Origin of the sequence: Vibrio hepatarius (assembly GCF_043642085.1) — a bacterium.
In the GTDB taxonomy this organism is placed as follows: Bacteria; Pseudomonadota; Gammaproteobacteria; order Enterobacterales; family Vibrionaceae; genus Vibrio; species Vibrio hepatarius_C.
On the sequence record NZ_JBHZSA010000003.1, the window covers coordinates 22127 to 34657 of the forward strand.

General features: G+C 43.3%; 12 protein-coding genes. 4 read left to right on the forward strand and 8 right to left on the reverse strand.

The annotated features are described in order from the left end of the window. Nucleotides 1–16: 16 nt before the first annotated feature. The gene (locus ACHUFZ_RS06280; RefSeq protein WP_394126392.1) at nt 17–859 is read left to right on the forward strand and encodes a hypothetical protein; all 843 of its coding nucleotides are present in this window, start codon (nt 17–19) and stop codon (nt 857–859) included. A gap of 6 nt (nt 860–865) precedes the next feature. Then, a complete protein-coding gene (locus tag ACHUFZ_RS06285) occupies nt 866–1219 on the forward strand; it encodes a hypothetical protein (RefSeq protein ID WP_394126393.1) in 354 nt (117 codons plus the stop codon). An 89-nt stretch (nt 1220–1308) separates the two neighbouring features. Here ACHUFZ_RS06285 and pstB read toward each other — a convergent pair whose 3' ends face one another. From pstB to ACHUFZ_RS06305, 4 genes are all read right to left on the reverse strand, one after another. Continuing rightward, complete coding sequence (gene pstB / locus ACHUFZ_RS06290) at nt 1309–2058, reverse strand: phosphate ABC transporter ATP-binding protein PstB (protein ID WP_394126394.1); 750 nt, start codon at nt 2056–2058, stop codon at nt 1309–1311. 56 nt (nt 2059–2114) lie between these two features. Further along, nucleotides 2115–2978: a phosphate ABC transporter permease PstA gene (gene pstA, locus ACHUFZ_RS06295; protein WP_134834150.1), complete on the reverse strand. Its 864-nt coding sequence runs from the start codon at nt 2976–2978 to the stop codon at nt 2115–2117. A 38-nt stretch (nt 2979–3016) separates the two neighbouring features. Next, nucleotides 3017–3946 (reverse strand): phosphate ABC transporter permease subunit PstC, encoded by a 930-nt coding sequence (pstC, locus tag ACHUFZ_RS06300; protein WP_394126395.1) that lies wholly within the window; start codon nt 3944–3946, stop codon nt 3017–3019. 98 nt (nt 3947–4044) lie between these two features. Next, nucleotides 4045–4866, reverse strand: coding sequence for a phosphate ABC transporter substrate-binding protein (locus ACHUFZ_RS06305; protein ID WP_053439717.1), 822 nt, complete (start codon nt 4864–4866; stop codon nt 4045–4047). Nucleotides 4867–5233: 367 nt separating this feature from the next. On the opposite strand from ACHUFZ_RS06305, the gene ACHUFZ_RS06310 reads away from it, so the two are divergent. Next, nucleotides 5234–6877: a methyl-accepting chemotaxis protein gene (locus ACHUFZ_RS06310; RefSeq protein WP_394126396.1), complete on the forward strand. Its 1644-nt coding sequence runs from the start codon at nt 5234–5236 to the stop codon at nt 6875–6877. Nucleotides 6878–6941: 64 nt separating this feature from the next. On the opposite strand, the gene ACHUFZ_RS06315 is transcribed toward ACHUFZ_RS06310, so the two are convergent. After that, nucleotides 6942–8285 (reverse strand): DEAD/DEAH box helicase, encoded by a 1344-nt coding sequence (locus tag ACHUFZ_RS06315; RefSeq protein ID WP_394126397.1) that lies wholly within the window; start codon nt 8283–8285, stop codon nt 6942–6944. Nucleotides 8286–8627: 342 nt separating this feature from the next. Between ACHUFZ_RS06315 and ACHUFZ_RS06320 the strand changes: the two genes are divergently transcribed. Next, a complete protein-coding gene (locus ACHUFZ_RS06320) occupies nt 8628–8876 on the forward strand; it encodes an Lpp/OprI family alanine-zipper lipoprotein (RefSeq protein ID WP_004412218.1) in 249 nt (82 codons plus the stop codon). Nucleotides 8877–8942: 66 nt separating this feature from the next. Here ACHUFZ_RS06320 and ACHUFZ_RS06325 read toward each other — a convergent pair whose 3' ends face one another. Genes ACHUFZ_RS06325 through ACHUFZ_RS06335 form a run of 3 tightly spaced genes read right to left on the reverse strand, consistent with a single transcriptional unit; the run spans nt 8943 to nt 12212 of the window. Beyond that, nucleotides 8943–9848, reverse strand: a complete 906-nt coding sequence (locus ACHUFZ_RS06325; protein ID WP_394126398.1) for a L,D-transpeptidase family protein — start codon at nt 9846–9848, stop codon at nt 8943–8945. After that, on the reverse strand, nt 9838–11265 hold the full coding sequence (gene phrB, locus ACHUFZ_RS06330) for a deoxyribodipyrimidine photo-lyase (protein WP_394126399.1): 1428 nt from the start codon (nt 11263–11265) through the stop codon (nt 9838–9840). Before phrB ends, ACHUFZ_RS06325 begins: the two co-directional genes overlap by 11 nt. Beyond that, nucleotides 11262–12212 (reverse strand): YbgA family protein, encoded by a 951-nt coding sequence (locus tag ACHUFZ_RS06335; protein ID WP_394126400.1) that lies wholly within the window; start codon nt 12210–12212, stop codon nt 11262–11264. The genes phrB and ACHUFZ_RS06335 overlap by 4 nt, the downstream gene beginning before the upstream one ends. Nucleotides 12213–12531: the final 319 nt, after the last annotated feature.

The following is a 12531-nucleotide window of genomic DNA, read 5'->3' on the forward strand; positions in this document are numbered from 1 at the left end:
TATAAAGGATCTATTCATGAAAAAGTTAGCAATCGCAATCACAGCTATTCTAGCATCAGGTACAGTTTACGCAGGTAATACAGCAACAACGACTCTTGAAGACTCAACCAACGACTATGTTGAGATTGATCAGAGCTCTCCTGGTATTGCTTGGGCTGACGGTAACGACGCTGTAGTTAATTTCAAATACAGCTCGAACAACGAAGTGTACATTGACCAAGAAGGCAATCGTAACTCTGTTGAAGTAGATGGTGCGATCCCTGGAGTTTTCCCAACAGACGACAACTATGTTGCTATCAACCAAGATGGTGATGACAACCACTCTTACGTTCAGTTTAAAGGTGCTGACGACAACAACGTCTATGTAGATGTGACTGGTAACGGTAACGCTACGTACAGCTACTTCACTGGTTACAATGCAGATAACAACACTGTAGATATTGATGTAGTTGACAGTGATAACAACTTTGTACAAACAACCGTTAAAAGTGCTTCAGGAAACTCTGAAAATAACCTAGTAGACGTTGATATCACTGATGCTAGTAACGATAACTTCGTGACTGTTGCACAGCGTCGTGACAACAACATCGCAGAAGTTACTATTTCAGGTGGAAGTAACGAGAACCTAGTCGATGTAGACCAACGTTCTCATGAGAACTATGCAGATATCGATATCTCTGGTGCAAGTGAACGTAACTTTGTTTACGTTGACCAAAATGGTCGTGATTCATTCGCTGACGTATCGATTCAAGCAGGTTCTGCAGACAACATGGTTGATATTACTCAAACAACCAATGACTACGCTTCAGTGACTATGACTAATTCACAGCTAAGCTCTGTTTACATCACTCAAAACTAATCTTCGATGAAGTTTTTGATTGTTAATAAAGCGGTGCTTCTTAGCACCGCTTTTGCGTTATTGCCTTCCCTATCGTCAAGTGCACAACCTCTTTCCGAGTATGCAATCTCTGAGTTCACCAATATCACGTGCAAACTGAGTGGCGATACATTGCAGCTAACCATTGAGTCTGATGAAGCAACTCCTGATAATGCTAAGCTATCTATTCAAACTACTAGCCGTTTAAACTACAGACTTTCCTCCAACTCACGTTATGCCCTCTCGTTAAAGCACCCTACTGATAACATCACTCTCACCCTTTCTACCGATACAGGCAAACATACACTTGTTCTTAAGAGCAATTGCCAGCCAACAAACTAGTTACTAATACACAGAAACAAAAAAGCCCCTCTAAATAGAGGGGCAAAGTACCATCGCTTATAGTTATTATTTGTTACATCAAAACCTAATTAACCAAAGTCACCGTTTACGTAGCCACGAGTGCGATCGTCTTGTGGTTCACTAAAGATAACTTGCGTATCGTTATGCTCCACCAGTTCTCCCATTAGGAAGAAAGCCGTGCGGTCTGAAATACGACGAGCTTGCTGCATTGAGTGAGTCACGATAACAATAGTGTAGTTCTTTTTAAGCTCTTCCATTAGCTCTTCAATTTTGTGTGTTGCAATCGGGTCGAGTGCAGAAGTCGGCTCATCCATCAAAATAACATCCGGCTCCATCGCAATCGTACGAGCAATACATAAACGTTGTTGCTGACCACCAGATAGGCCAAATGCGTGCGATTTTAAACGATCCTTTACTTCATCCCAAAGCGCCGCGCTGCGTAAAGAACGCTCAACCACTTGATCAATGTGCTTTTTGTCTTTGATGCCTTGTGCGCGCAAACCATAAGCTACGTTTTCATAGATGCTCATTGGGAATGGGTTTGGCTTTTGGAACACCATACCGACTTTAATACGCAGGTCTGCAACATCAATGTTGCCGTAGATATCATCACCATCCATCTCTAAGCGGCCAGTGATTTTCACCCCTTCAATCAAATCGTTCATGCGGTTAAGACAACGAAGCAACGTCGACTTACCACAACCAGACGGGCCAATTAACGCTGTCACTTGGCGCTCAGGAACCGGAAGGTTAATCGATTTCAGCGCTTGGTTTTCGCCGTAAAATAGATCTAGGTTTTCAATATTAAATTTGTTCATTGTGTTGTCTCTAAATTCGTCAATTCTGTTATCAGTATTTTAATGCTCAGCAAGTATTAGTAAGTTGCTGTATTGAAGCGTCGTGCAATCAGTTTTGTCACTGTATTAATCAGTAGCACGACGACGATAAGTACTGTTGCTGTCCCGTAGGCTTGGTTCCATTCTTCAATGGTAAACAGCTCGGTAGTCAGCTTGTAAAGGTGAACCGTTAACGTACGGCCAGAATCAAACAGAGAATCTGGAATACGTGCAACCATACCTGCAGTAAGGAATACAGGTGCGGACTCACCAATAACGCGACCAATACTTAGAATGACCGAAGTTAAGATTCCTGGCATTGCACTTGGAAGAATCAAACGCCAGATTGTGTAGATTTTTGACGCGCCAAGGCCGTATGAGCCCTCGCGGTAAGTTTGTGGTACCGCCATCAACGCTTCTTCCGTGGTACGAATGATAACCGGAAGAATCAGAATACTCAGAGTCAGTGCACCCGATAGAATCGAGAAACCTAAACCCAGTATCGCAACGAAGAAGGTCATACCAAATAGACCAAAGATAATCGATGGAATACCCGCTAAAGATTCAGTACAGAAGCGAATCACCTTCACTAGCTTACTGCCAACCTTGGCATACTCTGTTAGGTAGATAGCCGTCATGATCCCTAGTGGCGCTGCCACGGCGATGGATGCAATCACCATGTAGATAGTCGCCACAATCATAGGGAAGATACCATGCTCTTCGCCAGTACGAGTGTAATTGTCGGTAATGAAGTTCCAATCTACGTGTTGTAATCCGTTCGATAGAATGTACCAAATAATCCAGAACAGAAAGCCAACCGTGACGGCTGCCGCTGCCCAGACAAAAGCAGTGAGAATGTTATCTTTTGTCTGACGTGCTTTTTTAAGCTTCGCTTTATCCATTGTCATGGTATTAGAGTTATTTACTAAAGACATCGTTATTACCTCGCCTTCTCACGGTTTAAGTACAGCAGAACCGCGTTCAACGACATGATGAATACAAGAAGAACAACACCTGTCGCGTATAGTGCGTTAGCGTGAACGCCACTTGCATAAGACATTTCAATCGCAATGTTAGCCGTCAGTGTACGCGCAGAATCAAGTATGCCTTCAGGCATTGCAGGCGCGTTACCCATCACCATAATAATCGCCATGGTTTCACCTAGCGCACGACCGATACCTAAGATAACGCCCGTCATGATACCGCTACGAGCGGCTGGCACTAGCAATTTGAAGATGGTGAATATCTTAGATGCGCCTAACGCAAGTGAACCTTCTTTGTAAGTACGTGGCACCGCGCGAATAGACGTTTCAGAGACAGTAATAACCGTTGGTAAGATCATCACACCAAGAACAATAATACCGGCCAGAATAGTGTTACCCGCTGGTACATTGAAAATGTCTTGAATCAAGGGAACGATAATCACTAGGCCGAAGAATCCGTAAACCACAGACGGGATGCCGGCTAAAAGCTCAACGGCTGGTCGAATGATATCGGCAACACGTTTTGGCGCAATTTCAGCAATATAGATAGCTGTTAGAATACCAACAGGAACACCAACAACTACAGCCCCTAATGTCGAGACAACCGACGCGACAATCATGGTTGCAACACCATAAAGTGCCGGTGGCAGCCAATCTTGGCCGAGAACGATGCCAGAAACACCCGCCTCTTGGAACGCAGGGATACTTTCTTTGACAATGAAGTAGGCAATAACGGCTAAAGAAACAATACCGATTACTGCACTGGTTAGAAACAGACCGTGGAAGATACGCTCTCTCCAATCTACGCGCTTTTTGGTGCGTAGGCCTGACTTATTTAATTGAGTCGCTTCAATGTTCATAAGCTGTTCACTATTTGCGATGGTCATTTGGAAATCTCACAGTTCGAATCAATTAGGGATTCGAATTGGATTGAAAACGCTCAGCCCGAAATGTGGGCTGAGCAAATAATTGGAGTAACTTTGAATTAGTTAACTGAGATGTAGCCTTTGTTATCAACAAGAGACTGGGCTGAATCAGATACCATCCAATCTAGGAATTTCTGTGTTTCAGCAGAAGGTTTACCTTCTTTGTAAAGTACTAGGAAAGGACGCGCTACTTTGTATGAACCGTTCTTCACGTTATCTACAGAAGCATCTGTACCATCGATAGCGAGAGCGTTTACTGAAGTATCAACGGTACCTAGAGAAATGTAACCGATAGCGTATGGGTTTGAAGCAACCATAGTCTTCAGAGCACCGTTACCATTTGCAACTTGTGCACGTTGAGAGATAGCAGATACTTTCTTACCAGAGATTTTCTTCTTCAGTTTCATGATGTCTTCAAAAGCACCACGAGTACCAGAAGCAGTATCACGAGTGATTGCTACGATAGGCTTGTCTGCGCCACCAACGTCTTTCCAGTTAGTGATGTCGCCTTTATAGATTGCCGTCACTTGCTCTGCTGTTAGACCGTTTAGGTCATTCTTAGGGTTAACAACAACTGCGATACCGTCTAGAGCAACCGTTAGCTCTTTAAGCGCTGGCTCTTTTTCAGAATCTTTTAAGTTACGAGAAGACATACCTAGGTCAGCACTGCCGTTTTTCGCTGCTTTTACACCAGCAGAAGAGCCTGGGCCTTGAACTTCAATAAACACGTTCGAGTTTGTCTTCATGTATGTTTCAGAGAAAACTTCCATCAGTGGAGTTACGCTGCTAGAACCCACTGCAGAGATAGTTTCTTTAGCAGAAGCTGGAGTCACTGCCATAGCGCCTAGTAGTGCGATTGCACCGATTACTGTCTTTTTCATCACAATTTCCTTAAGTGGCTTTATTGCCGTTGTGTTTCACTTGAACGGTGCTCACTTTAGAATTCCAATATGACAGTTGTGTTTCAGTTAATTGAAGCCTGTGTGACAAACACATTTTTTCGTTTTGGACCGGAACCTAGCGGAAACGATCAAATTGCACACATATCGTACAATACATCTACCTTCACCTCGCCCTGCGTAGCACGAAAATAACCGCATGAATGTAAAGGGAAAAACTGTTGCATAGCGTCCCTTCAAAGTTTCACAACTCAACTTAGTTTCTGCGTTGAATTATCTATTAAAGAAATTAGAATCATTCGCCATAAAAATAATAACAAATGACTTAATTAATCATAGAGGACTTTTAATGCGCCAGTTATTAAGCGGCTTATCTATCAAACTACAGGTGGTAGTTCCTGTACTATTTACTTTGATACTCCTTCTTGTTGGCATTAGCTACAGTACAACAAGCCTAAAGAACGCCTTTCAGCAGGTGACGGATTCCACCGAAGAAGTCATTAACCACAAAGATCAACTAACTAAAATTATCGATAACACCTATGGGATGCGTATTAAAGCTATCTATAGTTTGTTTCGTGCCGATGATGTCGCTCAGTTGCAATCGACACTTCGTGCAAAACAGAATGAAAATAGACGCTTATTAGACTCGCTAAGCCAAGTTCCGGGTCTTAAGAATGAAATCGATCAGATGGAAGTAGCGATTGAAAACTACGTAAGCTATTCAATCGACACCATGATTCCTCTGCTCAAAACCAAGCACAGTCAATCAAATGTTTCCAACGAGTTCCAACGCCAGTATGAACAAGCTTCCGCGCTTTATCGTGATAAGGGCAAAGCGATGGTTGAAGGCATCGAAGCTCTGTCTAGCAAGCTGAACACTATCGCGATTGCCGGTGTCGAGAGAAATAGTGAAATCCACTCATCAGTAATGACCAACTCAATTCTCGGCCTATCACTAGTACTACTGCTTGCATTTGTGATCAGTTGGGTCCTTGCTGGCATCATTGTCACCCCAATTAAAAAGCTGCAGTTAGCCATGCAAAGCTTGGCGCAAGGTGACTTAAAAGTCCGCGTAGAAGAAGAAGGCAACAATGAAATTACCGCCCTATCTCGTGATTTCAACTCAACGACCGCGCAGCTCAAAGAAACCGTCGACTCTTTAGTTCGTATTAGTGTCGATGTTGCTTCTGCTTCAACAGAGCTCGCTGCAGTAATGACACAATCTAGCGCAAACTCTGATCAAGAGAAAAATGAAGTTGAACAGGTAGCCTCAGCAATCAACCAGATGGAAAGCACCGCCTCGGAAGTGACACAAAATGCAAATCTAGCTGATTCAGCGTCAACAAATGCCGATAAACTTGCGCGTGAAAGCCTAGCGATTTTTGAGCAGAACACGCAGACCAGCGCCAAAATGGCGGATCAGTTAGCAGAAGCTGCCAACGTCGTAAATAGTTTGCAAGATCAGTCTGAACAGATTGGTAAAGTAATTGAAGTGATTGAAAGCATTTCTGAGCAAACTAACTTACTGGCACTTAATGCAGCGATTGAAGCGGCGCGAGCAGGTGAAAGCGGCCGCGGTTTTGCTGTTGTTGCGGATGAAGTTCGTATGCTTGCCGCACGTACACAAGAATCAACCAAAGAGATTCAAACCATCATCGAAGAGCTACAACGTCAGTCTGGCAGCGCAAACAACAGCATGACCACTAGCTTAGAGATGTTAGAGCAGAATCAAAAACAAGCAGCACAAGTAAGCGCGTCACTAAACAATATTAGTAGTTCGATTTCAGAGCTTACGTCGCTAAACGCTCAAGTAGCCGTTGCATCAGAAGAGCAAGGCCAAGTAACGTCTGACATTAACAAGAACCTTGGCAACATCTATGAGTTAGTTAGCCAAAACGTTACGGGTATTACACAATCTGCCGCAGCAAGCCAAGAGCTGTCTAGCCTCGCAGAGAACCAGAAACAGCAATTAGGCTTCTTTAAAGTTTAACTTTATCTCACTACTAATAAAAAGGGTTGCCAGTTGGCAACCCTTTTTTGATTCGACTTTTAGATTACTCGTCATCAACCTTAGGCGCGACTTTCTTCTTAGGGATAAACACTGAATCCCCCACCGCGACATTCTGATGGAAGCTCTTATCGCGCTTAACTGGCTTCTTCGCCGTTTTCTTCTCTTGAGGCTTCACTTTATCTGCCGCTTTACCTTTATTACGGTAATCAGGTTTGCGTGGACGTAGTCCTTTGAACTTACCTTTTAGACCTTCTAGCTCAGAGAAAGAGAGATCTTGCTGTAGGTAAGCTTCGACACGTTTAAAGCTGTCCCAGTCTTTAGGGCCAACCAATGACACAGCATCACCTTTATTACCTGCACGACCAGTACGACCCACACGGTGTACATACTCTTCAGTGTGCTTAGGCATATCAAAGTTAACCACGTGAGTCACATTGGCGATATCCAGGCCACGAGAAGCAACATCGGTTGTTACAAGAATCTTGAACACTGCACGCTCAAACTGACTCATGATGGTATTACGTTGCGTTTGGTTTAGACCTCCGCTCAACGCGACCGCTTTTAACTTCTTCTCGTTTAGCTTCTGCGTAAGACGTTCAGTATCGACGCGTGTCGCAGTGAAGATGATCAACTGTTTGTACTGAGCTTCTTCTAAAATACGCTCTAAAATCGCTTCTTTATGATCTAGGTGATCACAGAGATAGAATTTCTGCGTGATATCTTTGTGCTCTTCCGTTGACGCACCAACAGCAATACGCTTAGGGGCATCCAACATTTCAAAAGCAATATCATTGACTTCAGCATGATCAAGCGTCGCAGAGAACATCAGAGTCTGGCGGCGACGGTGTTTCGCAGCATTGTGAATACGACGTAGCTCTGGAGCAAAACCTAGATCCAACATACGATCAGCTTCATCAAGAACTAATGTCTCTAGACCATCTAAAAATAGAGAGCGATGCTCTAAATGGTCAGCTAAACGTCCTGGAGTTGCGACTATAAACTTTGGGTATTTACGTAAAGCTTTAACTTGGTCATTAAAGTTCTCACCACCAACGATCAAGGTAGCATCGTAAGACAAACCACCTAGCATAGAACGCAGTTCACCATATACCTGCTTAGCAAGCTCACGCGTTGGAGCAAGCACTACAGCTCTAGGATCTTTCGCAGAGAAGGCTTTATTTTTTAGAGACTTGTGAAGCATAGGAAGAACAAAGGCCAACGTTTTGCCAGAACCCGTCTTTGAAGAAGCCAACAGATCTTTACCAGCGATAGCGACTGGAATCGCTTTTTGCTGGATCTCTGTCGCTTTCTTAAAGTCAAAATGCTTCAAGTTCTTTAATAAGCGATTGTCTAAACCTAAATCTTTAAAATACAAAGTATTCTCCATTCAATGGCTGAGTGTTGTCAGTGAGCACATTTTAGCCACCCGCAACAAAATAAATTCAAAAACAGGCTATGATAACTGGATTCGTATTCTGAGGATAGAGATCACAGAAAATATTATCTCTATTAGTCAATACCTAAAGTACGCTTGGTTAATGCATATACATTCATTACTCTCACCAATGAGACTTTGGTCAACTTATTTGATAATTACTTAAAAACTTGGGTTTTTTTGACTTTTCTCTGCTTTTGGTAAGGCACAATTAGGGCTACACTATTCAGCGTCACTATACGATATAAAACGTATAGGGCGTTTTATTGATACTATACATGCAAGGAGTTCTTTATGAACAAAATGTTGATCGCAGCAGCTGCATCTTCTGTTCTTCTACTAGCAGGTTGTGCGTCTGGTCCAGACGAAGCTACAACAGCACAACTGGATGAGCTAAACAACCAAGTAAGCCAACTAAGCCAAAACGTAGAAGCTCTACAAGCTGAAGTAAGCAAGTCTGGTGATGCGGCAATGGCTGCTCAAGAAGAAGCTGCACGTGCAAACGAGCGTATTGACAACATTGCTCAGTCTTACACTAAGTAATAGCGTTAAGTTTCTTAAAAAAAGGGGCCAATCGGCCCCTTTTTTTATTTCATGCTATTTTTGCTGTTAGTTAATAAAGCTTGGTGCAACCACTTCAATTGGAACACCATTTTGGGCCAGAATTGCGGCGCGAACTTTCACATCAGAGTGATCAAACTCTTCCAACCACCAAGTCAATTCCTGTGGAACAACAAGTTGCTGTTTGATGCCATCACTGCGCGTTAACGGCTCATGAGCTTCCAAAAATACACTTCGATCAGGTTCTAAGGCGACTTTGATAGGCTCATTAATCACTCGAACCTTTTCCCCTAATTTCACCTGAGGGAACAACCATTCAATATCTTTAGGATCCATTCGAATACAACCAGAGCTCACACGAAGACCAATACCAAAATCCTTGTTCGTTCCGTGGATTAAGTAATCGCCCACGCCATAAGAAAGTCTCAATGCATACTCACCAAGTGGGTTCTCTGGCCCAGCAGGGACAACCGCTGGTAACTCAATCCCCTTAGCTAAATACTCTTTACGAATAGAGGCAGGTGGCGTCCACGTCGGATTAGGTCGCTTTTGACTGATGGTCGTCTTCATCTCAGGCGTATCACGCCCAACACGACCGATACCTACTGGAAAAATATGTACCTTATTGATGTCTGGCTCGAAGTAATAAAGTCTCAGTTCCGCTAGGTTGATCACAATCCCCTCTCGTTCGACCTTAGGTAGAATGATCTGAGTCGGGATGGTAAGGACATAGTCAACTTGAGGCAAAAATGGGTCGACGCCTTTATTCGCCGCCATTAATGACAAGAATCCTACATCATACTTCTTAGCAATGTTCGCCAAGGTTTCGCCTTCTTGCACTTGGTGATATTGAGTTCGGCCAACAATACTGCTTCCTTCAGTTGGCAATTCATAAGTGGCAGCAAACGCTGACGAACTTAAGCAGACGAGAAGCGCGACTAATTTACGCACCATCCATATTTTCCTTAGCATCTTTGTAAAGTGCTAAGGTTATCTCTCTTTCGGCCCTATGATCAACTATTGGCGATGGATATGACAATGATTTAGCGTTAGGCCAACACCAAGGCTTATGTATATATTGCTTTGGAACAGCTTCAAGCTCAGGAACCCAACGGCGGATAAAGTGCGCATCTGAGTCAAACTTTTCACTCTGAGTGGTTGGATTAAATATCCTAAAGTAAGGCTGACCATCACACCCAGTCGATGCGCACCACTGCCAGCCACCATTGTTGGCCGCGTAATCCCCATCCACCAGCTTAGAGATAAAGTGTCGCTCGCCTACCCGCCAGTCGACGTGTAAATCTTTAACGAGAAAACTCGCGACGATCATTCTTAGACGATTATGCATCCAACCGGTATGATTTAGCTGTCGCATCGCCGCATCTACGATGGGATAACCGGTTTGACCGCTTTTCCACGCCTCAATATATGCGCTTTGATCGTGCCAATAGAGTCCATCTCCCCACGAGGTAAAGCTGTGCCCTTTGGAAAGTTTGGGTTCAAAGTGAAGTAAGTGCTGATAAAACTCTCTCCATACGAGTTCACTTAGCCACACCTCTCTTCCACCAGAGATAGGCAAAGTACGTGTGTGCAGCAATCTCGCTAAACATTGCCTTATCGACAAAGCGCCAATGGCTAAATAAGGAGAAAGCTCGCTCGTACCTTCGATGAAAGGAAAGTCACGTTGCCGATCATAGCCATCAACTTTGTTAGAGTCGAAATCACGCAACTTTTGAATGATTGCCTGCGTTTCAGAAAGATAATGAGAACTGTCTGTTCTTGGATAGCTGAAATCACATTGGTCGCCAAAAAGTGTCACGGATTCACTCGATAGATGGGCAATAGATTCAACCTTGGACACTTTCCTCACTGTAACTGGTATTTGATAGAGTCGAGCAATATAGGCTCGCTTGAAGGGAGTAAAGACTTTGTAGTACTCACCTTGCTTGTTAACAATCATCCCTGGAGGCAGCACGCACTTATCATCAAACCCAACACATTCTATTGCCGTTTGCTGCAAATATTCACAGAGCAGCTTGTCTCGCCCAATCTCATCCACCTCATATTGATTGTTAAAGTAGATAGCAGAAGCCTTATTTTCTAATGCCAGATCAGCCATTGCCTTTGCAGCTTGGTGATACGTCTCTACTTCTAGGTAATAGAGAGGGATATTTTTCTCTGAGAGCTCATGTTGTAACGTCGTTAAACGTCTATAGATAAGATCAGCTTGTATTGGCGCCTTTCCGTGGCGTTGCCAAGTTTTGGGGGTCGCTATATACACAGCTGCGACACTTTCCCCAGATAAGCTCGCTTCTACCAATGCCGTATTATCATCAACTCGTAGGTCTCTACGTAACCAAACAATTTTCACAAGCTATACCTTAATCGCATCTCTTGCGGATAAGGTTCCAAGTAGGCTTGCTGAAGTAAATATTCATCTGGGTGAGCAGACAAATAATGCTTAATTAGCGTTAAAGGGGCGAGCAACGGCAGCAGTCCAACTCGATATTCATCAATTACCTGACGTAATTCCTGTTTCTGAGGCTTGTTGAGATTGCGTTTAAAGTAGCCTTGAAGATGCATCAGCACGTTGGTGTTATTTTTACGACTGGCACGATTGGCCATCGCTGTCATTAATCCCTCTCTGTAAAGTTGGAAAAACTCATTAACATCATAATCTTTAATATTTGCGACTAAGTTTCCCAACTGCTTATAGGAAGCTGGGTGATGGGCCATCAAAGTCAGCTTGTATCTTGAATGAAAAGCGACAATCTTGCCTCGGGTTACTTCTTCACCCACCGAGTTATAAAAATCGTCAAGGGTATAAACACGGGTAATAAAGTTTTCTTTCAGTACTGGATCGTTTAGTCGTCCATCCTCTTCAACGGGCAACCATGGCATCGATTTCATCAATTGCTTAGTGAATAGTCCTACACCATCGTTTTCCGCACCTTGTTTCTTGTACACCTTAACCCGTTCCATCCCGCAAGTAGGCGATTTAGCACAGACGATGTAACCTCGGAGATGTTCACGCTCTAGCTGTGCCACTTTATTTTCACAGTAGCTCTCCATCTGATGAGTATGATCTTGAGATGGATCTTTGGTTTCAACCAATGAAATTCTCTCCTCGTTGGAAATGAGACGAATGGTTGGTCTAGGAACTGGCATTCCTGCTCCCACTTCAGGGCAAACAGGTAAAAACTCAAAATATGGGGCGAGCTCTTTGGTGACAAACTTACTGACTTTATGTCCCGCATCGAATCTGACTTTCTCACCCAATACGCAAGCACTGATGCCCACTTTAATCACTTTTTGCATATCACAACCTTAAATGCTCTTCGCATACCGTTCAAAAGCTCTAAAATTTGCCGCTTATTCGGACAAAATCCTTTAATTTATTCGCTGTTTATATACGTAGCTCGACCAGTTTTGGTTCACTTCAAATAGCAAACGTTTTTGCAAATCGATTGCTCTTTTACTTTCAACATATTTAGTTATTAACTAGCAACAACCGCTTCCAATACTGCTCTTTTGTGACATACTTCTCATGGAGCACCGTCATATAAGGCTAGTATTGCCTCAACAGATTTTTGAGAATCAACATATTTAGTAATCAGAATTGATTGACTAATAAACC